The 21,780-nt window shown below is 70.7% G+C and carries 15 protein-coding genes; 6 read left to right on the top strand and 9 right to left on the bottom strand.

The window, feature by feature from the left end:
* Nucleotides 1-75 precede the first annotated feature (75 nt).
* Nucleotides 76-2,448: a heavy metal translocating P-type ATPase gene (locus ID574_RS49050; protein WP_188195958.1), complete on the top strand. Its 2,373-nt coding sequence runs from the start codon at nt 76-78 to the stop codon at nt 2,446-2,448.
* On the opposite strand, the gene ID574_RS49055 is transcribed toward ID574_RS49050, so the two are convergent.
* Entirely contained in the window at nt 2,441-3,013 is a 573-nt protein-coding gene (locus ID574_RS49055) for a TetR/AcrR family transcriptional regulator (protein ID WP_188195959.1), read from the bottom strand. The genes ID574_RS49050 and ID574_RS49055 overlap by 8 nt on opposite strands.
* A 111-nt stretch (nt 3,014-3,124) precedes the next feature.
* Here ID574_RS49055 and ID574_RS49060 point away from each other — a divergent pair, with 111 nt between their 5' ends.
* Both ID574_RS49060 and ID574_RS49065 read left to right on the top strand, forming a co-directional pair.
* On the top strand, nt 3,125-3,304 hold the full coding sequence (locus ID574_RS49060; protein WP_188195960.1) for a hypothetical protein: 180 nt from the start codon (nt 3,125-3,127) through the stop codon (nt 3,302-3,304).
* Nucleotides 3,301-3,831 (top strand): hypothetical protein, encoded by a 531-nt coding sequence (locus ID574_RS49065; RefSeq protein ID WP_223167866.1) that lies wholly within the window; start codon nt 3,301-3,303, stop codon nt 3,829-3,831. The genes ID574_RS49060 and ID574_RS49065 overlap by 4 nt, the downstream gene beginning before the upstream one ends.
* A gap of 106 nt (nt 3,832-3,937) precedes the next feature.
* On the opposite strand, the gene ID574_RS49070 is transcribed toward ID574_RS49065, so the two are convergent.
* From ID574_RS49070 to ID574_RS49085, 4 genes are read right to left on the bottom strand one after another with little or no spacing between them, the layout of a single operon-like run.
* On the bottom strand, nt 3,938-6,157 hold the full coding sequence (locus ID574_RS49070; RefSeq protein ID WP_188195961.1) for a heavy metal translocating P-type ATPase: 2,220 nt from the start codon (nt 6,155-6,157) through the stop codon (nt 3,938-3,940).
* 23 nt (nt 6,158-6,180) lie between these two features.
* Nucleotides 6,181-7,182: a hypothetical protein gene (locus tag ID574_RS49075; protein ID WP_188195962.1), complete on the bottom strand. Its 1,002-nt coding sequence runs from the start codon at nt 7,180-7,182 to the stop codon at nt 6,181-6,183.
* The gene (locus tag ID574_RS49080; RefSeq protein WP_188195963.1) at nt 7,179-7,388 is read right to left on the bottom strand and encodes a heavy-metal-associated domain-containing protein; all 210 of its coding nucleotides are present in this window, start codon (nt 7,386-7,388) and stop codon (nt 7,179-7,181) included. Before ID574_RS49080 ends, ID574_RS49075 begins: the two co-directional genes overlap by 4 nt.
* Nucleotides 7,389-7,431: 43 nt before the next feature.
* Nucleotides 7,432-7,713, bottom strand: coding sequence for a metal-sensitive transcriptional regulator (locus ID574_RS49085; RefSeq protein WP_188195964.1), 282 nt, complete (start codon nt 7,711-7,713; stop codon nt 7,432-7,434).
* A 146-nt stretch (nt 7,714-7,859) separates the two neighbouring features.
* Here ID574_RS49085 and ID574_RS49090 point away from each other — a divergent pair, with 146 nt between their 5' ends.
* Nucleotides 7,860-9,053, top strand: coding sequence for an MFS transporter (locus ID574_RS49090; RefSeq protein WP_188195965.1), 1,194 nt, complete (start codon nt 7,860-7,862; stop codon nt 9,051-9,053).
* 39 nt (nt 9,054-9,092) lie between these two features.
* The gene (locus ID574_RS49095; protein ID WP_262496154.1) at nt 9,093-10,256 is read left to right on the top strand and encodes an MFS transporter; all 1,164 of its coding nucleotides are present in this window, start codon (nt 9,093-9,095) and stop codon (nt 10,254-10,256) included.
* A gap of 195 nt (nt 10,257-10,451) precedes the next feature.
* Here ID574_RS49095 and ID574_RS49100 read toward each other — a convergent pair whose 3' ends face one another.
* Both ID574_RS49100 and ID574_RS49105 read right to left on the bottom strand, forming a co-directional pair.
* Nucleotides 10,452-10,607 carry a hypothetical protein gene (locus tag ID574_RS49100; RefSeq protein ID WP_188195966.1) on the bottom strand — a complete coding sequence of 52 codons (156 nt, stop codon included), beginning with the start codon at nt 10,605-10,607 and terminating at the stop codon, nt 10,452-10,454.
* A gap of 79 nt (nt 10,608-10,686) precedes the next feature.
* Nucleotides 10,687-10,875, bottom strand: a complete 189-nt coding sequence (locus ID574_RS49105; protein ID WP_188195967.1) for a hypothetical protein — start codon at nt 10,873-10,875, stop codon at nt 10,687-10,689.
* A 478-nt stretch (nt 10,876-11,353) separates the two neighbouring features.
* Here ID574_RS49105 and ID574_RS49110 point away from each other — a divergent pair, with 478 nt between their 5' ends.
* Nucleotides 11,354-14,383 (top strand): AfsR/SARP family transcriptional regulator, encoded by a 3,030-nt coding sequence (locus tag ID574_RS49110; RefSeq protein ID WP_188195968.1) that lies wholly within the window; start codon nt 11,354-11,356, stop codon nt 14,381-14,383.
* Between the two features lie 71 nt (nt 14,384-14,454).
* On the opposite strand, the gene ID574_RS49115 is transcribed toward ID574_RS49110, so the two are convergent.
* Entirely contained in the window at nt 14,455-14,625 is a 171-nt protein-coding gene (locus ID574_RS49115) for a hypothetical protein (RefSeq protein ID WP_188195969.1), read from the bottom strand.
* A gap of 181 nt (nt 14,626-14,806) precedes the next feature.
* Nucleotides 14,807-21,778, bottom strand: a complete 6,972-nt coding sequence (locus tag ID574_RS49120) for a polymorphic toxin-type HINT domain-containing protein (protein WP_188195970.1) — start codon at nt 21,776-21,778, stop codon at nt 14,807-14,809.
* Between the last annotated feature and the right edge of the window lie 2 nt (nt 21,779-21,780).

Raw genomic sequence — 21,780 nt, forward strand, 5'->3', positions numbered from 1 at the left:
GGAGGTCCCTAGCCAAGACGAGATCTACGACGACCCATCGTGAAGCAGGCGGCTTCGTGTGAAGGGGAACAGCCCATGAGCGACCACACCCGGGCTCACCAAGACGACGGCAAGGAACGCAGCACCGCGGTCCTCGACGTCAGCGGGCTGCAGTGGGCCTCCGAACAGAACGTCGTCGTGGCCACGCTGAGCCGCCGCCCCGGTGTGCTGCACGTGGAAGCCAACCCCGTTGCCCAGACGGCGACGGTGAGTTTCGACCCGCGCCGGACCTCTCTCGCCGAGTTGCGCACATGGGTGATCGAGTGCGGGTACCACTGTGCCGGGCAGTCGGTGCCCTCCCACATCTGCGATCCCATGGCCGAACCCGACCCGCCGGGTGCAGCGCCGATCGAGACCGCGCACCCGGACCATGCGGCTCACGTGCAAGAAGAGGCTTCACCGCACGAGGAGATGGGGCATGCCGGGATGTCCATGGCCGCGATGGTGGCCGACATGCGCAACCGCTTCCTGGTCGCCGCGCTCTTCTCCATCCCCATCGTGTCATGGTCGCCGATCGGCACCGAGGTGTTCGGGCTGGACCTGCCTGTCCCGTTCGGGCTTCGCCAGGACGTGTGGGCGCTGCTGCTCAGCCTGCCCGTGATCTTCTACTCGTGCTGGATCTTCTTCGACGGAGCGGTACGCGCGCTTCGAGCACGGACGCTGGACATGATGGTGCTGGTGGCCGTCGCGGTGGGCGCGGGCTGGCTCTACTCCCTGATCGTGACCCTCACCGGTGGCGGCGGTGAGGTGTTCTACGAGGCCGCGACCGTGCTGGCCGCTTTCGTGCTGCTGGGCCACTGGTTCGAGATGCGGGCACGGGGTGGCGCCAACGACGCCATCCGCGCCCTGCTCGACCTGGCGCCGCCGAAGGCGACCGTCATTCGCGGCAGCCAGACGGTCGAGGTGCCGACGGCCGAGGTGACGGTCGGCGACCTGCTGCTGGTACGTCCTGGCTCGAAGATCCCGGTCGACGCAACGGTCGAGGAGGGCCAGAGTGAGGTGGACGAGTCGATGGTCACCGGCGAGAGCCTGCCGGTGCACAAAGAGGTCGGCTCGGCGGTCATCGGCGCGACCATCAACCGGAACGGCACGCTGCGGGTGCGTGCCACCAAGGTCGGCGCGGACACCGCCCTGGCACAGATCGTCCAGCTGGTCCAGCAGGCTCAGAACTCCAAGGCGCCGGGGCAACGGCTGGCTGATCGGGCGGCGTTCTGGCTGGTCCTGGTCGCCTTGATCGGGGGCGGTCTGACGTTCGCGGTCTGGCTGCTCCTGGCCGGTCGGCCGGTCGGTGTCGCGATCCTGTTCGCCATCACGGTCGTCGTCATCACCTGCCCGGATGCGCTCGGTCTGGCCACGCCGACGGCGATCATGGTCGGTACCGGGCTGGGGGCCAGGCGCGGGGTGCTGTTCAAGAACGCGATGGCGCTGGAGACGTCCGCCCGCATCCAGGTCGTGGTGATGGACAAGACCGGCACGTTGACGAAGGGCGAGCCGGAGGTCACCGATGTCGTGGCCGGCGACATCGTGGCGGAGGAGGAACTGCTGCGTCTGGTCGCGGCCGTGGAGCGGGAGTCGGAGCATCCGCTGGCGGAGGCGATCGTCCGGCATGCCGGCGGTCTTGGCCTGGATGCGATGAGAGCCGGGCGGTTTGAGAACGTTCCCGGCCATGGCGCCATCGCCGAGGTGGGCGGGCACAAGGTGGTGGTCGGCAACCGGCGGCTGCTGGAGCGCGAAGGCGTGGCGCTCGGGAAGATGGCGAGCAGGAGACAGGAACTGGCGGAGGGCGGACGTACCGCCGTCATGGTCGGTGTCGACGGCACGGCGGCCGGGGTCATCGGCATCGCGGACGCGGCTCGCGAAACCTCACCGGCGGCAGTGGCGGCCCTGCACGAGCTCGGCGTCGAGGTGGTCATGCTCACCGGGGACAACGCCGCCACCGCGGAACGCATCGCCCAGCAGCTCGGCATCGACACCGTGATCGCCGAGGTGCTGCCGGGAGACAAGGCGGCCAAGGTCGCCGAGCTTCAGCGAGACGGACGCAAGGTCGCCATGGTGGGAGACGGCGTCAACGACGCCCCGGCTCTCGCCCAGGCCGATCTGGGCATCGCCATCGGGGCCGGCACGGACGTGGCCATCGAGACGGCCGACGTCGTGCTGATGCGCTCGGATCCTCTGGACGTGCCCACGGCACTGCGGATCGGCCGTGGCACGCTGCGCAAGATGCGGCAGAACCTCGGCTGGGCGATCGGCTACAACGCGCTGGCGCTGCCCATCGCCGCCGGGGTTTTCGAGCCGGCGTTCGGGCTCGTACTCCGGCCTGAGATCGCCGCGCTGTCGATGTCGGGGTCCAGCGTCATCGTCGCCGTCAACGCCCTGGCGCTCAAACGACTGCGTCTGCCCGCTACGTGAGAAGTCCGGTCAGGATGACCGTGACGAGACGGCGGGCGGCGTCCTCGGAGGGCAGTTCGCCGGCTGCTGAAATGGCGTGCAGGCAGTAGGTGGTGAGTTCTTCCGGTGCGACGTCGTCGCGGAAAGCGCCGGCTCGCGCGCCTTCCGCCAGGAGGTCCCGGATCATGTCGTGGAGCTGCCGCTGGGCTCGGGCGACCCTCTCGTCGCGGTGCAGGAACGACACGAGCGCGTTGTCGCCGTGTCCGCGAGAGCGCTGAGTGATGAGGGCGTAGGCCTCCAGCACGGCTCGAAGCCGCGCTTCGGCGCCGCGCGCCTGGTCGCGGACTCCGGCGAGATGCTCGAGGTGGGCGGCGATCTGCCGTTCGTGCCAGGCCAGCAGGATCGATTCGACGTCCGGGAAGTATTTGTACAGCGTCGCGCGACCGATGCCGGTCTTCTCCGCGATCTGGGACATGGTGACCGCTCGTAGCCCGTGCTCGGCCACGAGCGCCGACGTGTGGTTGAGGATCGCGTCGCGTATGTCACGGCGATGCGCCTCGATCGTCTCGCTCCACAGTCTCGGCACGCCTTGAGCATACGGCACGACAGAGTCAATACGCGATGTATTGACGGAGACACAGTGTTTTGTAAAGCATGGGTCCGCACACCGTGCCCGCCGACCGTGGAGGACAGTCACATGGCAGACGTACACGACCGAACCGACGACGATGCCGGCACGCCACGCTGGGCGAAGGTGGCGGGGATCATCGCGGCCGTCCTGGTCCTGCTGTTCGTCGTCCTGATGCTCACCGGCGGCCATGGACCTGGCCGCCACTTCGCTGCGGGCTCGGCCGTCGCCGGCCTCATGAACTCATGAGGACGATGGCGCCTGCCCTCCGCAAGCTGGTCCTCACCACCCACATCACCTCGTCCATGGGCTGGCTCGGCGCGGTCTTCGTCTTCATGGCGCTCGCCGTCATGGGCCTGACCAGCCAGGACGCCCAGACGGTGCGGGCGGTCTACCTGGTGATGGAGCCGGCCTCCTGGTACACCCTCATCCCGCTGGCGGTCGCGTCACTTCTCACGGGACTCGTCCAGTCCCTCGGAACCGCGTGGGGGCTGTTCCGGCACTACTGGGTCCTGTTCAAGCTCCTGATCAACATCGGCGCTGTCGCGGTACTGCTGATGTACACCGAGACGCTCGCCTACCTGGCACGCGTGGCATCGGCGCCAAGCTCCGCATCAGGCCTGCTGAGGAGCCCCTCCGTTCTGCTTCATGCCGTGCTGGCACTGGTTTTGCTGCTGGTGGCCACCGTGCTGGCGGTGTACAAGCCGCGGGGCCGCACGCCATACGCGATCAGGGCACGGCCCACCGCATCCAACGCCGCAGCGCCCGCGCCATGAGCTGCACGGCGATCGCCGCCGCCACGAGTCCCCAAGGTCGAGCGTGTTCAGCCTCTCATGCGGATGGCTCCGAGCCGGTGTCCGCCCGGAGCCATCCCGAATGGTTCTACTTGAAGCGGCGTAGCCGCAGGCTGTTGCTCACCACGAACACGCTGGAGAACGCCATCGCAGCTCCCGCGATCATCGGGTTGAGCAGGCCGAGAGCGGCCAGCGGCAGGGCGGCCACGTTGTAGGCGAAGGCCCAGAACAGGTTGCCCTTGATCGTGCTGAGCGTGCGGCGGGAGAGCCGGATGGCGTCGGCGGCCACGCGCAGGTCACCCCGGACCAAGGTGAGGTCGCTCGCCTCGATCGCGGCGTCAGTGCCGGTGCCCATCGCGAGGCCCAGGTCGGCCTGGGCGAGCGCGGCGGCGTCGTTGACGCCGTCGCCCACCATGGCCACGACCCTGCCCTCGCTCTGGAGTCCCTTGACGACGTCGACCTTGTCAGCGGGCAGCACCTCGGCGATCACCTCGTCGATGCCCACCTCGGCGGCCACCGTCTTGGCCACCACCTCGTTGTCACCGGTCAGCAGCACCGGCGTCAACCCGAGGGCCCGCAGCTGTGCGATGGCCTCCTTGCTGGTCGGCTTGACCACGTCGGCCACCACCAGCACGGCGCGGGCCTTGCCGTCCCAGCCGACGGCGACCGCGGTGCGGCCCTTGGCCTGGGCCTCGTGGAGGTCCCGTTCCAGGTCGGCGGGCAGGTGCTGGGACCACTCCTCCAGCAGCCGGGGCCGGCCGACCAGGACCGCGTGGCCGTCCACGATGCCCTGCACGCCGAGCCCCTCGACGTTGGCGAAGTCCTCGACGGTGGCGTCGGAGCCGGCGGCCCGGGCGATGGCCTGAGCGATCGGGTGCTCGGAGGCGTGCTCCAGCGCGCCCGCCAGGCGCAGCACCTCCTCCCGGCTCTCCCCCTCGGCCACGTGCACGTCGACCAGGGTCATCTTGCCTTCGGTGACGGTGCCGGTCTTGTCCAACACGACCGTGTCGATCTTCCGGGTGGACTCCAGCACCTCCGGCCCCTTGATCAGGATGCCCAGCCGGGCGCCCCGGCCGGTGCCCACCAGCAGCGCGGTCGGCGTGGCCAGACCCAGCGCGCACGGGCAGGCGATGATCAGCACTGCCACCGCGGCCGTGAAGGCGGCTCCCACGCCGTCGCCGGTGCCCAGCCAGAAGCCCAGCGTGCCGAGCGCCAGGGCGATCACGATCGGCACGAAGATGCCGGAGATGCGGTCGGCCAGCCGCTGTACCGCGGCTTTGCCGGTCTGTGCCTCCTCCACCAGCTTGGCCATCTGCGCCAGCTGGGTGTCGGCGCCGACCCGGGTGGCGCGGACGATCAGGCGGCCGCCCGCGTTCACCGTCGCACCGGTCACCCCATCGCCCGGCCGCACCTCGACCGGCACGGACTCGCCGGTCAGCATCGAGGCGTCCACCGCCGAGGTGCCTTCCTCGACGACGCCGTCGGTGGCGATCTTCTCGCCGGGCCGGACGACGAACCGGTCGCCCACCTTGAGCTGCTCGACGGGGACGCGGCGGCCGTCGGCCAGCTCCACGTCCTTGGCGCCCAGTTCCAGCAGGGCTCGCAACGCCGCCCCGGCGCGCCGCTTGGAGCGGGCCTCGAAGTAGCGGCCGGCCAGGATGAACGCCGTGACCCCAGCGGCAGCCTCCAGGTAGATGTTGCCGGAGCCGTCGGTGCGTTCGATGGTGAACGCGAACGGGTGCGTCATCCCGGGTGTGCCGGCGGTGCCGAAGAACAGGGCCCACAGCGACCAGCCGAGCGCGGCGATGGTGCCGATCGAGATCAGCGTGTCCATCGTGGCGGCGCCGTGCCGCAGGTTGGTCCAGGCCGCCTTGTGGAACGGCCAGCCCGCGTACACCACCACCGGTGCGGCCAGCACGAGTGACAGCCACTGCCAGTTGGTGAACTGCAACGGCGGGATCATCGCCATGGCGATCACGGGCACGGCCAGCACCACAGAGGTGATCAGGCGTTGGCGAAGGGGCTGGAGCTCGTCCTCCGGTTCCCGCTCGGCCGCCTCGGCCTCCGTCTTGGGCGGGGCGGGCAGCGCGGCGGTGTAGCCGGCCTTCTCCACCTCGGCGATGAGCTGCTGGGGGTCGACGCCTTCGCCGAAGGTGACCTTCGCCTTCTCGGTGGCGTAGTTGACCGTCGCGGTCACGCCGTCCATCTTGTTGAGCTTGCGCTCGATGCGGTTGGCGCACGAGGCGCAGGTCATGCCGCCGATCGAGAGCTCGACCGCGTTCTGCCGGTCATCGGTGACCTGGGACATCAGCGTTCTCCTTTCTCTCTCGCTCAGTGGCTGTGGCCATCGTCACCGTGCCCACTGGGTGTGGGTGTCGGCGTGGATGTGGGGATGGGCGTCGGGACCGCCGGCCGGTCACCCGCACCGAGGGTGAAGTCGGCGGTGCGGACCTCGCCGTCGTGCTGGAAGTCGAGGAAGAGCCGGTAGTCGCCGGTGCTGGGCACCTCGGCGTAGAAGACGATCTCGGGCCCGGCCTTGGTCTTGCCGTCGCCTGGCTCGCCGTCCGGGTGGACGTGCAGGTAGGCCAGGTCTCTGGCGCGCAGGGCCACCAGGTGGCCGTAGGCGCCGAGGTAGGGCTGCAGGTCGGTGACCGGCTTGCCATCCTTGCTGACCTTGAGGGTGAGCCTGCTGGACTGCCCGGGGGTCAGCTCGCCGTCCAGGGTGACGGTGTAGCCGTCGACCGTCGCGGTACGGGTGGCCTGCGCAAGCGCCTGCGGCTTGTAGTCGCCCGCCACCGCCAGGTCGGCGCCCAGGGTCAGGGCGCTACCACCCGTGGGCGCGAAGTCGGCGAAGGCACGGTACGCCCCGGCGCCCGGCAGCGTCAGTTTGACCGACCAGACGCCGTCGGGCGTCATCTCGGGGTGAACGTGACGGAAACTGCCGAGGTCGCGGGAGACGACGATGAGATGCAGCTTCTTGTCGTGCTCGACCTCGTAGTCAGTGACCGGCTTGTTGTCGGGGCCTGTGACGGTGAAGCGGAAGTCGGTCGGCTCGCCGGGCTTGATCGCGTCGGTGAGCGGGTTGAGGGTGTAGCCGTTCTCGGACACTCGAAGCCCTCCGGGGGTATCGTTCTTCGCCTGCTCGGTGGCGTGCTCCCCGTGTCCCGCGCTCGCCGTGGGCCCTGCAGTGGGCGTCGCCATGGTCGTCATGGCGGCGTGGTCCTCTGGCGGGGGTGTCCCGACCGGCCCCACCGCCTTGCCCGCGCCCAGGGCGCCGCCGAAGACGACGGCGAGCCCCAGGACGTAAGAGCCTAGCTTGGCCGCGGTGTTCATGAGTTCGCCACTTCGTATCCGGCCTCCTCGACCGCGGCAACGATCTTCGCCGGGTCGACGGGGGCGTCGCTGTCCACGGTCAGCAGGCCGGTGGCCAGGTCCACCTCGACGTTGGTGACGCCGGCCACTTCGCTGACCTCTTCCTTGACCGAGCTGACGCAGTGGCCGCAGGTCATGCCCTTGACGGTGTAGGTGGCGGTGCTCATAGCGATCTCTCCTTCAATCCGGATCAATGCAGGTCAATACGGGTCAGGAACGGACGACTCTGGCGATGGCGTCGGAGGCTTCCTTGACCTTGGCGGCCGCCTCCGGGCCGCCCTTCAGGGTGGCCTCCGCGACGCAGTGGGCCAGATGTTCTTCCAGGAGCGACAGGGAGAACGACCGCAGCGCGCTGGTCGCCGCCGACACCTGAGTCAGGATGTCGATGCAGTACTTGTCGTCTTCGACCATGCGCTGCAGGCCACGGATCTGGCCTTCGATGCGGCGCAGTCTCACCGCGTGGTCCTGCTTGGTGGCGGTATATCCGGGCATGTCAGTCCTCCCTCGGGTTCGTCACCCATGGCAACACTATACCCCCCTATGGTATTCCTGGAAAGCCGGGTGCGTTTTCACGGCAGCTTGCCCGACGCCGCCGGCACCCGGATGCAGCTATCCATCACGAATCCGAGGAGCTCGACATGCCACACGTGATCCGCAGACCAGGCGTGCTCGGCGGGACGTCACTCGCCGTCTTCCTCGCCACCGTCCATCTCGTCAACGACGCGATCACCGCGATGCTGGGCGCCCTGCTGCCAACGCTGCAAGCGCGATTCCAGCTCGGGCCGGCCTTGCTGGCCCTGATCGTCGCCGTCTATTCGATCTCGTCCTCGGTCACCCAGCCCTTCTTCGGCGCGGTAGCGGAAGATCGCAGCTTGCGCCTGGTGGGGGCGGTGGGCGTGCTGCTGGCCTCGTTGTTCCTCAGCCTGATCGGCGTCGCGCCCGCCTTGGCGGCCGTTTTCACCCTGCTGGTCATCGGCGGCATGGGCTCGGCCGCGCTACATCCCGTGGGCACGGCGATCGCGGGCGGCCCCACCGTGCCGAACCGGGTGCTCGGCGTAGGGCTGTTCACAGCCGGTGGAATGATCGGGTTCGCCCTGGGCCCGGTGCTGATCCTCGCCGTGGTGTCGGCGTTCGGCGTGGCCGTCACCCCCTGGCTGATGGTGCCGGGCATCCTGCTCGCCGTCCTGGTCTTCGCCCTACTGCCCGAGTGGGAGCCGCATGGCCACCGCCCTCTGCGGACGCTCATTCAGCTTCGGCTGCTCCGCGGGCCCATCGGCGGGCTCACGCTCGCCTCCAGCCTGGCGAGCGTCGCCTTCGTCACCTTCACCAGTTCGCTGCCCCTCTGGCTGGTGCGCCAGCACGGCCTGGCCACCGATGACGCGTTGATCGGATGGACGCTGGCCGCGTTCTCGCTGGCGGCAGGGATGGGCTCGCTGCTCGGCGGCGTGCTCGCACCGCGGCTGGGCCGCCGTACGACGCTCGTCGGCTCGCTGGCCGCCGCAGGCATCCCGCTGATCGCCGTGATCGAGTTCGAGCCGGGCGGCGTGCCGTACTTCGTCGCCGCCATCCTGGCGGGTGTGCTCCTGTACATCAGCAGCCCGATCAACGTCGTCATCGCGCAGGACCTCGCACCGGACGCGCCGGCGACCGCGGCGGGCATGGTCCTCGGCATGTCGGTCGCCGCGTCGGGCGTGTTGTACGTGGCGCTGGGGTGGCTCCAGGAGATCGCAGGACTCGGCGCCGGGATGGTCGTCGGGTTCGCGCTGGTCATCCCGGCGGCGGCGATCGCTCTGGGCGTGTTGTGGCGATACCGCGAGGCCGACCGCACTTGACAGATACCCCTGGACCGTATCCGCTGGCTGATCCTGCTCATCGGCTCGTTCGCGGCCGGCATCGCCCCCGAGGTGTGGGTCGAGCTGGCCGGTCGCCTCATCCAGGGCGCCGGGGCGGCTCTGATCGCCCCGTCAGCGCTCACCCTGCTCATGATGCTGTTCGGCCACGACCCCAAGGAGCTCACCAAAGCCATGGCCTTGTACGGCGCCGCCGCCCCCGCCGGCGGCACCGCCGGGGTGTTCCTCGGCGGCGTGATCACCGAATACCTGAGCTGGCCCTGGGTCTTCCACATCAACATCCCCATCGCCCTCATCGCCCTGTTCGCCAACAGGGCGCTGATGCCCGCCGCCCCCACCCAGCGCGGCTCCATCGACATCACCGGCGCGCTCACCGTCACCGCCGGACTGGCCGCCGCCGTCTACGCCATCGTGCGCGCGCCGGAGGCCGGCTGGAGCTCCGCGCACACCTGGCTGGTTCTGGCCGGTGCAGCGGCACTGCTGGCCGGATTCGTCGCCATCCAGGCCCACCGCCGCGAGCCGCTGATGCGACTGTCCATCTTCCGCACCCCCAACCTCGCCGCCGCCAACCTCACCCAACTCCTGCTCGGCGGCGCCTGGATCCCGATGTGGTTCTTCCTCAACCTCTACCTGCAGCAAGTCCTCGGCTACAGCGCCTTCCCCAGCGGCGCCGCCCTGCTCCCCATGACCATCCTCATCATGATCGGCATGATCGTCCTGGCCCCCCGCACCATCAACCGCTTCGGCCCCAAGACCACGACCCTCACCGGCCTCATCCTGCTCACCACCGGCATGGCCTGGCTGGCATTCATCCGCCCCGACGGCAGCTTCGCCACCGACGTCCTGCCCGCCAGCCTCATCGCCGCCCTCGGCATGTCGCTGGCCTTCATCCCGACCCTCGGCACCGCCATCTCCTCCGCACGCCCCGAAGAAGGCGGCCTCGCCTCCGGCATCGTCAACACCAGCTACCAGATCGGCTCCGCCCTCGGCCTAGCCGCCATGACCGCCATCGCCACCGCCAACGGCGCCGCCCAACTCGGCAACCTCCCCGCCCTGACCAGCGGCTTCTCCGCCGCCTTCGTCGGAGCCGCCGCCATCGCCCTGGTGGGTGCCCTACTCGCCGCAGGAACCCTGCGCTCGCACACCTCCGCCCCCGCCGACGAAATCACCGCCTCCCGCGGCTGACACTCCATATGCGAGAGGAGAATCCCCATGTCCACGCCCATTCTCATCGCCTACGACGGCTCACCCGACGCCAGATAGGTGCCCTCATCCAGCAGCGTGAAGTAGGCCGTGGCCGGCGCGGCATCGGCGAACCGCTCATTCAGCACGGCGCGCACGCGCTCGCGTTCGGCCCGCGACAGCGCGGCCGGGTGCGGCTTACGCGCAGCGGCTGGGCGGGGCGGGGCCTTGGCGGTTCTTGCGGTACCAGGTGGCCTGCGAAACCCCGGCCGCCTGGCATGCCTTGCGCCGCCCGAGCAGCGGGGTGCGGTGCTCGATCGCCTCGACCTGGGAGACCTGCAGGAGCTGGTTCACTGCTCGCCCCGAGGCGTCGAGGTCTCGCTGCCGGTGGCGAGCTGATCCAGCAGCGCGAAGAGCTTTCCCTGCACCTCGATCACCTGACGGTCTTGCCGAGCTCGGCGCGCAGCCGCTCGACCTCCGCCTGCAGACTCTCGATCTGCTTGTCCCGCGGATCGGCCTTCGGCCGGCCGACCGGACGGGCCAGCGCCTGCTCCGCGCCATGATCCCGCGCCGTGCGCCAGCTGGAGATCAGCGACGAATACAAGCCCTCCCGGCGCAGCAACGCACCTTGCCGGCCTTGTCGAGCTGGTCGTACTCCTCCAGAATCCGGGCCTTGTAGGCGGCGGAGTAGCTGCGCGGACGCCCTCGTTCGCGCACTTGAGGGGCGGGGATCTCCGGATCCGGCTTGCTTGCCCCCACGAAGGATGTCTCCTTCCCCACCCTCAGCACAGAGTTTCATGCCTGTTTGCTGCCTCTGTCTATTTTGGCAGGGAGGGTTCGAGTGCACGCTCGCGGGCGTGACACCAGACCGGACGGTTCGGCCGGCACCCCGGCCAAGCACTACCTGATCATCTCGTGACGGGCAGAACGCAGCCGCGATCGGGAGATCCTGGCTGACAATGAGATCAAAAGCTTTGCAGGGAAGAGCATCCGCCTTACGGTGAAACGTCCGAGAAGCCGTCAACCGGGAGAACGCGCGGACCGTCCTGCCGATGGCGGAACCCCAAGATCAAAAGCTCTGCCAGTGCCTCGGAGCGTCGATGAAATTCCACTTACTCGGCCAGATGACGGTCATCGCGGACGACGGCTCCGTGCCGCTGCCCTCGATGCGCCAGCGGATCCTCTTGGCGCTGCTCATCTCCAGGCCGGGACACGCCGTCTCCGCCGAGACGCTGGCGGACGCCCTGTGGCAGGAACCGCTCGGGCCGCGCTCCCGCAAGAACCTGCAGGTGCTGGTGCACAGGCTGCGCAGGGCCCTGGGCGACCCCGCCAGGATCCGGCACGACCACTCTGGCTACATGCTGGCCGCCCGCGCCGACGAGGTGGACGTCTGGCACTTCGCGGAGCTGGCCGGGCGGGGCGGCAGGGCGCTCCGCGGAGGCGACGCGGTTGGGGCGGCCGCCCTGCTGGACGAGGCGCTCGCGCTGTGGCGGGGCCCCGCCTTCGCCGGCCTCGATGAAGCGGCTCCGCTCGCCGAGGCCGCCGCCAGGCTCGACCAGGACCGCAGGCGCGCCGTCTCCGACCGCGCCGACGCCGGGTTCGCGATGGGCGAGCACGCCGACCAAATCCCCGCGCTGACGGCGCTGCTCGCCGAGGACCCCCTGGCCGAGGCCACCGCGGCCCGCCTGATGCTGGCGCTGTACCGGTCAGGCCAGCGGCCGGAGGCCCTCGACATCTACCGGCGCACCCGCACCCTGCTGGCGCGGGAGCTCGGGCTCGAACCAGGCCCGCAGCTGCGCGCCCTGGAGAGCGCGATGCTGCGCGGCGAGCCCGACGTCGCCCTGACCGCGCCTAGGGCGTCCTCACCCTACGGAGGCTTACACGTCGGCGGATTCCCGTCCGCGGCGGCGCGGCGGGAGGCCGGAGCGGCGACCGGCGGCACCGCGCGGCCCGCCAGGCCGCGTCCGGAGCCCGTGCCGCACCTGCTGCCCGCCGTCGTAGGCGACCTCACCGGGCGTGACCGCGAGCTGGCCGAGATCCTCGCTGTGCTGCGTTCCCAGCCGGTCCTCGCGCCGGTGATCTGCGGGATTTCCGGCATGCCCGGCGTGGGCAAGACCGCTCTGGCCGTACGGGCCGCCCACGAGGCGCGGGACGACTTCCCTGACGGCCGTCTGTACGTGAACCTGCGCGGCGCCGGGCCACGGCCGGTCGACCCGCGCGACGCGCTGGCCAGGTTCCTGCGCGCGCTCGGCATGCCCGGCACGGCGATCCCCGACACGACCGACGAGCGGGCCGAGATGTTCCGCGCCCGGCTGTCCGACCGGCGGGTCCTGGTGATCCTGGACGACGCCGCCGACGAGGCGCAGGCCGAACAGCTCATCCCGGCGGGCGCGGGCTGCGCGGCGATCGTCACCAGTCGCGCCGGGCTGACGGCGCTGCCCGGGGCACACCGGCTCGCCCTCGGCGTCCTGGGCACCGACGCCGCTGTGCGACTGCTGAACACGATCACCGGGAGAGACGGGCTGGACGCCGAGGGGACGACCGCGGCCAGGCTGGCCGAGCTGTGCGGGCACCTGCCGCTGGCGCTGCGGATCGCGGGCGCCCGGCTGGCCGCGCGGCCGCACTGGCCGGCCGACCGGCTCCTGTCCAGGCTCGCCGCCGAGCACGATCGCCTCAACGAGCTCACCCACGGTTCGCTTTCGGTACGGGCCAGCCTCGCGCTGGGCTACTCGGGGCTCGCCGAGCCGGTCCGCGCGCTGTTCCGCCGCCTCGGGCTGGTGGAGGCCCCCGACTTCGCCGGCTGGGTGGCCGCGGCGCTGCTCGGCACCGGGTCCCGCGAGGCCGAGGACGTGCTGGAGAGGCTGCTCGACGCACAACTGGTGGAGTACGCGGGCGTGGACCACGTCGGGGAGGCCCGCTACCGCATGCACGACCTGGTGCGGCTGCACGCCAGGGAACGCGGGGCGGCCGACGAGCCGCCGGGCGCGGCCGAGGCGGCGCTGACCCGGCTGACCGGGGCGTATCTCGCGTTGGCCGAGCAGGCACACAGGCGCCGGTACGGCGGCGACTACACGGTGCTGCACGGCAGCGGCCCCCGCTGGGACGTCGGCGAGGCCACGTCCCAGCGTCTCCTCGCCGATCCGATGGCCTGGCTGCGCAGCGAGCGGCTCGGCCTGGTCACCGCGGTGGAGCAGGCGGCCCGGCTCGGGCTGAGCGAGACGTGCTGGGATCTGGCGATGACTGCGGTCACTCTGTTCGAGGCCCAGGGGTTGTTCGACGACTGGCGCCGCACCTCGGAGACCGCGCTGGCGGCCGCGATCGGCGCCGGGGACGTGCGCGGCGAGGCGGCGATGCGGCACTCGCTGGGCACGCTGGCCATCTTCCGGCAGCGTCACGGCGAGGCCCGGCCGCACTTCGAGGCCGCGCTTCCGCTGTTCGAGTCGATGGGCGACCGGCACGGACAGGCGCTGACGCTGCGCAATGCGGCGCTCATCGAGCGGGTCGAGGGACGCGCGGACGCCGCGCTGGGCCGCTACGAGCGCGCGCTGGCGATGCTGCGCGAGGTGGGCGACCGGCACGCGGAAGCGCATGTGCTGGGCAGCATCGCCCAAATCCACATCGAGCACGACCGCCCTGGCCGGGCCGCTCCACTGCTCGAGACGGGTCTGGCCGTCTACCGGGAGCTCGGGGATGAACGCGGGGCCGCGCAGATCCTCAACCGCATGGGAGCCCTGTATCTCGGCGAGGGCCGGGCGACGCAGGCCGAGGCCGTCTACCGGCAGGTGACCACGGCGTCCCTGAAGGCAGGCGACCGGATCGGCCAGGCTCACGGGCTGCTGGGCACGGGCGAGGCGCGGCTGCTGGCAGGGGACCTCGACGGAGCGGAGGGACTGCTCGACGCGGCCCTGGCCCTGGCCACGGAGGTCGGAGAGCCGTTCGTGGCGGCCCGCGCCCGGCTGGCGGCGGGCCGCCACGCCGTCGAACGGCACGACCTGGAATCGGCGCACGCGCTGCTGCGGGAGGCGGCCCGCGGGTTCTCCGAAATCGGCATGTCCGTCTGGCACGGCAGGGCCCTGCAAGCGCTCCACGCCCTCGACGCCGAGCCGACCCCTCCCCCGCAGCCGCTCTGACGGCGGCCCCGGCAGCGGGACGCGGACCCTCGGCCCGCGCCCGCCGTCAGGCGCTCACGGCGCCTCATTCCTCACACCTCGGGCGGCGCCGTCCAGTGGCTGTCGCAGCCGTCGCCGGGGCCCGGATCACACGGCAGTTTCTTGATGGGGAAGGGGAAGCCGCCGTCCGTCGTCGCCGCCGTCGCCCCCCACATCCCCGCCGCCATGACCAGCGCCAGCGCCAGCGATTTGATCTTCTTCACTCGATTTCCTCCCGTTGAGTCTTGTGTGCTTGCCACGAGGGCTCCGCCTTCTGAGGCTCGCCCAGCCCCGCTGATCAGAGGGTCAGAGCCTAACCGCCCAGGCGCCTCTGGACATCTCCCAGAGCACTCGCAAAGTTGAACAGCCACCCCTTCCAGCGTTTCTCGGGAATCTTGCCGACTGCTAGTCGCTTCGTTTGAAGAAGGGGCCAAAGATCCTCAGCGCTCGGTAGGTGTACTTCCTCCACCCCTTGACATCCTTGGGAATCTCATCGATGGCCACGGTGGGGAAAAGCATGCGTTCCCCGTTGAGTTGATCTGGGATCACCTTCGCGGGAAACGGCGCTGTGCCGATGGTGGCGGTAAGGGTCCTGGGACGATGCGGATCCACCGCTTGCGCAACCGATTCACGATCGATTTCTCCGTCAGCGTTTCGCTTGACGACGCCTCTGTAGGGAGAGCGGCCACTCGGACAGTTGTGAACGAGGACGTCGGCGTCGCCGGCGGTCACGTAGTAGGTGTGGACGCCGTCGACCGTGAGGTTGTGGACCCGCTGGCCCGCGATCCGCTCGTGCAGACTGATCACGGAGAGTCTGGCGGCTTCGGAGGTCAGCACTATGTCACCGGTCCGAAGATCGGCGGCTTCGATCCAGCGGCCCTTGTCATCAACCCAGAACGGATGGTTGTGGGTGGCGACGACGACACCGGTGTCATCGCCCTTCGCTCCGTCGGTGTCGACGGTGATCTCCACCAGGCGCTTGTCGCCGTCGCCGATGATCGTGGCGACGACCGGGCGGGTGGAGCTCTCCCCGGTCTCGGGGTCGGTGGCGAGCACCTTGTCGCCGACCCCGACCTCCTCGATCGGCCGGCGCGTTCCGTCGGCCATCAGCACCGCGGTGCCGGGAACGAAGCTGTTGGCGCAGGAGGTCCCGCGTTCCCGTGTCGTGGGCGTCTTCGGCCCGGACTTCCCGCCGCCGCCCGGCCTGGCGCCGCCGCCCGCGGGGCCGGCCTCCGCCTTCTTGGCGGCGTTCGCCGCCTCCTGGGCCTTCTGCCACTTGGCCAGGTCGTCCTGGTACTTGGCGGCCGCGGCGGCGGCTTCGTCTGCCTCACGCATCACCCTGCGCGCCCACTTGACGCGTTCGTACCAGGCGAGCACCGCCTTCGCGGCCCGGTACGCCGCCTTGAGCGTCTTGGCGATCTTGCCCCAGGGGACGATGCCGACGACGGCCGAGGCGCAGGCGCCGATGCTGCCGCCGAGGCAGTCGCGGACGTCGGTGAAGCCGATGATGTCGAGGATCAGCTTGCCGCCGGTCTCGATCGCGACGTCCATCCAGCTCTTCTTGAGCGTCCGCTTTGCCTCGTCCTGGTCGCCGCCGCTGGGACCCCCCGCCGGGGGCTTCGGAGGAGTATTGCCACCGCCCGACGAACCGCCGCCGGGGCTGGGGCTGTCCGGCGTGTCGTCGCATTCGCCGGGGTACATGCCGCACACCTCCCGCATGCCGGACGGATCGGTGAACGTGACCGGGTTGTTGGCGCTGTAGGCGTAGCCGTTGAGGTTCTGCGGATCCGACGGGTCGATGACCGGGTCGACCGAGATGAAGCGGCCGGTAGAGGCGTCGTACTCGCGGGCGCCGAGGTGGGTGAGCCCGATCGAGGCATCGGTCGTGCCGCCGACGAAGCCGCGCTCGGCGGGCCACGAGGCGGGCATCGTCCCGCGCGGGTTGCCGAACGGGTCGAACCGCCTGCGGGTGACCTGCAGGGACGTGGCGTCGACGGCCATCTGCGCGGTGCCGTTGTGGTCGGGCACCAGCCAGGTGAGGCGCTGGTCGTCCGTCCTGACCGCGACGGGTTCCGCACCGTGCCCGTAATAGCGGACGGCGGTCGCCGCGGTGGCGCCGGCGGCCATCCGCAGCTCCATGCCGGCGAGGTAGAGGGTGGTGCCGGCGGGGTCGCGGCGGATGAGCCGGTTGCCGTCGGCGTCGTAGAGGAACGCGGTGGCCTTGCCGCCCTCGGTGACCTTCGTGAGCCGGCCTTCGGAGTCCCACTCCAGCCGCTGCTCGGCCGAGCCGAGCTTGCGCACCTCCATGTTGCCGGCGGCGTCGTGGGAGTACGTGTCGAGCCGGGTGCCGCCAGGACCGGTCGTGGTGGCCTGCGTCAACGCGTGCGGGTGCGGCCGGCCGGCGGCCGGGTACTCGTACTCCACGGTGGTGTCGACGGTGGCGCCGCCGAAGGCGTGCCGTGTCTCCTTGGTCCTCCCGCCCGTCTTGTCGTACTCATATGTGTGCCAATACGGGGCCGCTCCTCCGATCACGTTCGTGGCCGGCTTCGAGGCGCAGCCGTCGGTGGCGGTCCACGCCTCGCTCAGCCGCCGCAGGTGGTCGTAGGTGAAGCACTGCACGTCCGAGGGGGCGTTGCCGGCGGGCGGCGTGTCGGCGATCTTGGTGATGCTGCCGGCCTCGTCGTAGGTGTAGCGGAGGTCGGCCTGCCGCACCTGGCTCGTGGTCTCCCTGTCGGTCAGGTGGCGCAGCACCCGCCGGGTACCCTCCTCGTAGGTGTAGTCGTGCAGCACCCGTGCGCCCTCGGCGCCCCAGCGCTCCTGCAGCGGCTCGCCCCGTTTGCTGTACAGCGTGTCGCTCACGTAGGTGGCCAGGCTGGAGCGGGTCTGCACGGGCAGGCCCAGCTCGCTGTAGGTGGTGCGCACGGTCTCGGCCGGCAGGTTCCCGGCGGCGGGGTGGGTCACCGACTGCACGGTGCCGTCGAGGTTGTAGCGGGTCTTGAACTGGTAGGTGCCGCCCAGTGCGCCCTCCGCGGCGGAGGGGATCACGTAGCTGATCGCCGTCGGGCGGTACCGGACGTCGTACGCGTCGACCCTGACGGTGTAGGCCTGGCCGCCGGAGTAGCGCGTGGAGGCGACCGGGAGGCCCTTCGCCTGGGTGCCGTCGGGAAGCGTGTCGTAGGTCCAGCCGGCCAGCTTCGGTCCCGAGGCGGAGCCCTCGTGCATGGCGGTGCGCCGCCCCAGCTTGTCGTAGACGTAGGCCAGGGTGCGGCCGCGGGCGTCGGTGGTGGAGGCGACCTGGCCGAGCGCGTCGTAGGTGTAGCCGGTGGTCCCCTTGTCGGGGTCCTCGGTCTTGGACACGCGGTTGCGCAGGTCGTAGTGGGTCCTCCACACGTTGCCCGCGGAGTCGGTGACGGTCTCCTCCTCCCCGTTCTTCCCGTACGTGTACTTGGTGGCGTCGTATTCGCCGGTGGGCGCGTCGCCCTTGTACTGGCGCAGCTCCACGGTCCGGCCGCGGCCGTCCAGGATCGCGCTGGTGGGCGTCCCCCCACGCGGCGGGTCCACGTCCACCCGGTCGCCGTGGTAGGCGGTGGTGGTGCGCCACTTCTCCGCGCCCACCACCTTGAACACCTCGGCGGTGGTGCGGCCCAGCCCGTCGTAGGCGTAGACCTTCTGGGCGGGCACCGCGCTGTCGGCCACCCCGAGGATCGCGGTGGAGGGCGGATCGGCGTTGGCGTAGAGGTCGTTCTTCTTGGCGACCTGGCCGAGGGTGTTGTAGACGGTGTCGGCGAGCAGCCGGCCCCCGCCGTGCGCCGGCAGCTGGGTCTGCCGCAGCCGCAGCAGCCCGTCGTACAGCTCGTGGCCTGTGGTGTAGGTGCCGTCGTCGCGCAGGGTCTTGGTGGTCACGGCGACGGGGCCGTTGGTGCGCACGGTGTAGGAGAACTCTCCGTTGGGCTCCTCGGCGGTGGAGCGACCCGGCAGCCACACCTTCGACAGCCGTCCCAGCGGGTCGTAGGCCAGCTCGGTGCGGCGGCCGTTGGCGTCCTCCTGCGCCGACATCGCCCCCCAGGCGGGTTTCAGCCAGGTGGTCTCGGTGTGGCCGAGAGGGTTGGTCGTGGTGACCTTGGTCACCGGCCCGCCGGCCGCCGGGGAGTATGCGGTGGTGGTCTTCTGATCGGCGGCGTCGTAGACCTCTGTGATCCGGCCGTAGGCGTCGTAGACACTGCGCGACACCGTCACGTACCGCGGCTGCCCGTTGTCGTAGGACTCCAGTTCCTCGACCCGGGTCAGGTCCCCCTTGCTCGGGGCGGCGCCGTGGGTGGTAGCGCCGTCGTAGAACATCCGGCCGTCGCCGATGACGTCACCTGGCCGCGTGGGCGTTTCCGTACAGGCCACCGCCACCGTCTCGGTGCGGCTGGGCAGGGTGAGGATCCAGGCCGTGGTGTTGCGGGCGTAGCTGTAGCGGGTGCATCGGTCGTCGTCGGGGGTGGCGATGTCGCCCAGGTCGCCGAGTTCGGTGAGGACGCCGTAGGAGTCGAAGGCGCGGCGGGTCTCGGTGCGCCGCCAGGCCCCTGTGCTGATCTTGGTGCGGCCGCGCACCTTGGCGGTGTCGAGCTTGTACGCCTGGTCGCCGCCGCCGCTCGCGGTGGGGCCGTGCAGCCAGGGGTCGTTGATGGTGCCGGACTGCTCGGCTCCACCGGGGCCGTGGAGGTAGCGGGTCTCGCGTTCGAAACCGGCCAGCCTCCAGTGGTCGTCGACCTTGGCCCCTTCGGAGTCGGTGACCTGCGCGCTGCGCGTCCCGGAGGGCTGCCTGTCGCCGTGCATGCCGCGGAAGAACAAGTGCTCGGTCGCGGTCCGCTGGTCGCGGCTGTCGCCCTTGGTGACCTGCACCTTCTCGTAGCCGCGCCACTGCGACCAGGTGCGCCTCTCGTGCGGCACCAGTTCCTGGTCGTCGTAGGCCCAGGCGGGGCTGCCGAGATAGGCGTAGTCGGTCTGCACGATCGGGGAGCCGCCGGTGAGGTCGGCCTCCAGCACCTGGGTGGCGACGTACTTGTGGAACCAGTCCAGGTACGGGTCGGTCGCGCCCTCGGGCGACCAGTAGGTCGGGAAGCACCGCTTGCCGTTGGCGTGCGCCTGGGCCAGCGCGGCGCGGGTGCACTCCGGCCCGGAGTAGTTGACCGTGAGCCGCCCGCCGGTCTCGTTGTTCACGCTGCGGATGCGCCACTTCATCATCGGGGCGATGCCCTCGAGCCCGTCGACCCGGTTGGGCATCTCCACCCCGTCGAAGTCGACCGCCGGGGTGCTCGCGCTGCCGCCCACGTGTCCGGTGTGCTGGATCCTCTCCAGCCACAGCGCGGCGTTCATGTTGTCGCCGGGCTTGGGGAAGGTGTGCGTGAGCGTCCAGGAGTCGACGGGTTCGTAAGCCGTGCCGTTCCACACCTGGGTGGTGACCTTGCTCAGCCGTTTACGGGTGAAGAACGTCGGCGCGAAGTTCGTGCAGTCGGCCCCGGCGGCGCAGAGCTGGTCGGCGGGCACGTCCGGCCAGTGGGCGGCGTTGGCCGGGGTCAGCTTGGCCGGGGCGCAGTCGAAGGCGGAGGTGGGCAGGCAGCGTTCGGCGACGGTGAACTCCACGCGTGCAGTGGCCGGGGCGGTGTAGATCTGCCCGGCGCGCTGGCCGTACTCGATCCGCTCCAGGTAGCCGCCAGCTGCGTACGGCGTCTCATCAGCTGCCTTGACGTTGCGCCCGTAGTGGTTGGTTTCCTGGGCGTAGAAGTAGCTCATCGTGTTGCCGCGGGTGTCGATCACGTGGTCGAGGTTCCATCGGTATGCCTGCCGGCACCACGAGTCGGCGAAGGCGGTGCGGTTGCACGGCTCGCCCGAGTCGTCGCCGAACACCGGCGTCGTCCACGCCGATCTGGTCTCCCGCTTGCCGTCCGACCAGCCGGGGAGCCGGTTCAGCCCGAAGAAGTACTGAGTGCCGTCCGGGGCGGTGACCTTCCAGTGCTCACCCTTGTCATGGTCACCGCCGCCGTCGCCGTTGGCGGCCCCGGTCAGCTTCTCCACCCGCGAACCGTCGTCGTTCTTGGGCCGCCAGGCCCCGCTCGCGGAGTCGCGTACGAGCTCGGTGGCGCTGCCGCCCAGCATCAGCGTGGCGTTCTCCCCTGCCCAGCACTGCTCACCGGTCTTGGGCGTGACGCCGTCGTCGTTGCAGGACTTGTACTTGCGCTCGATGAACCCGCCCGGGGTGAAGTCGAACCCCTCTCCCACCCAGCTGGGCTGGTTGTTGGTGGAGGCGGTGCGGCCGTCCACGCTGCCCGCCGAGTACGTCAGCGCGAGCTGCGGGGTGGGCCCGCCCAGCGACGGCGGCGTGCGCAGCGGATACGACCAGGAGAAGTCCCCAGTCTGTGCGCTGACCTGCCACTTCGCGGTCGGTGCGAGAGTGCTGGCGGTGAAGTTCCCGGTCGCGCCAGAAGGCGCGGCGGCGACGGCGTACAGGCCGCTCGCCGCGGCGGCTGCGCGGGCGCCCGTGCCCCCAGTGGTGGGCGCTGTGGTGGGCGCTGCGGCGACATCGGCCGTCAGGGTGGCGTGTTCCACGTCGTTCGTCGTGGCCAGCGGACGCGGGGCCGGGCAGTCGCCCACCCCCGGTGTGCCTGTCAGCGCGCAGGCCGGCAGCTCGACCAGCCGCAGCCGTGCCGCCCAGTCGCCGCCGTAGGCGTGCCGGAAGGCCGAGTAGTCGAACCGCAGCGTCACGGGCGCGGCCTCGCCGGCGCCGTCGGCCCGGGTGACCCGCAGCCGCACCTCGTCGGCCGCGGCCGGCTCCCGGTCGGCCCGTTCCAGGATCTCGACCCGGACCCGCCGCGGCACCGCCTCGGACCCGGCTTCCTGCGACGTGGCCGGGTTCTGCCCGGGACTCTGCTCCGGACTCGGCGAAGGCTGCTGCCCGGACGCGCTCTGCGACGGGCTCTGCGACGGGCTCCGTGCCTGGGCGGGGTCCGGCGACGGTGCCCCTGTGCCCGTCGCCGGACCGACCCGCACGGGCAGGCCCGAGAGCTCGACCAGGGCCGGTCGCTCCCCTGCGGCCTCCTGGCGTGCCGCCCCGGCGGGTGTGAGGTCGGCCTCGGCGGCCCCGGGACCGGGCCAGGCCACGGCCGCGTCGTTCCCTGAGGCGGCCTTCTCCGCGGGGTCGGCGGGTTTGTCCCGGACCGGTACCGATGTCCCCTCCACCATGCGGTCCTCCTGAGGTTCCGGCGGGTCCCAGCGGTCGGCCGCGGCCGCCGCGGGCGAGAGGGCGACGAGAAAGGTGACGATCAGGGAGCCGAGCGCGAGGAACGACGTGCTGCGGATCCGCCGTCTGCTCCGGCGTAACGGGGTGTGGTCCATGG

Source organism: Nonomuraea sp. SYSU D8015 (assembly GCF_008065375.1).
Classification (GTDB): Bacteria; Actinomycetota; Actinomycetes; order Streptosporangiales; family Streptosporangiaceae; genus Nonomuraea.

Coding starts and splice junctions, on each gene's coding strand:
- ID574_RS49050 (WP_188195958.1), top strand. CDS start 76: ATGAGCGACCACACCCGGGCTCACCAAGACGACGGCAAGGAACGCAGC.
- ID574_RS49060 (WP_188195960.1), top strand. CDS start 3,125: ATGGCAGACGTACACGACCGAACCGACGACGATGCCGGCACGCCACGC.
- ID574_RS49065 (WP_223167866.1), top strand. CDS start 3,301: ATGAGGACGATGGCGCCTGCCCTCCGCAAGCTGGTCCTCACCACCCAC.
- ID574_RS49070 (WP_188195961.1), bottom strand. CDS start 6,157: ATGTCCCAGGTCACCGATGACCGGCAGAACGCGGTCGAGCTCTCGATC.
- ID574_RS49075 (WP_188195962.1), bottom strand. CDS start 7,182: ATGAACACCGCGGCCAAGCTAGGCTCTTACGTCCTGGGGCTCGCCGTC.
- ID574_RS49080 (WP_188195963.1), bottom strand. CDS start 7,388: ATGAGCACCGCCACCTACACCGTCAAGGGCATGACCTGCGGCCACTGC.
- ID574_RS49085 (WP_188195964.1), bottom strand. CDS start 7,713: ATGCCCGGATATACCGCCACCAAGCAGGACCACGCGGTGAGACTGCGC.
- ID574_RS49090 (WP_188195965.1), top strand. CDS start 7,860: ATGCCACACGTGATCCGCAGACCAGGCGTGCTCGGCGGGACGTCACTC.
- ID574_RS49110 (WP_188195968.1), top strand. CDS start 11,354: ATGAAATTCCACTTACTCGGCCAGATGACGGTCATCGCGGACGACGGC.
- ID574_RS49120 (WP_188195970.1), bottom strand. CDS start 21,778: ATGGACCACACCCCGTTACGCCGGAGCAGACGGCGGATCCGCAGCACG.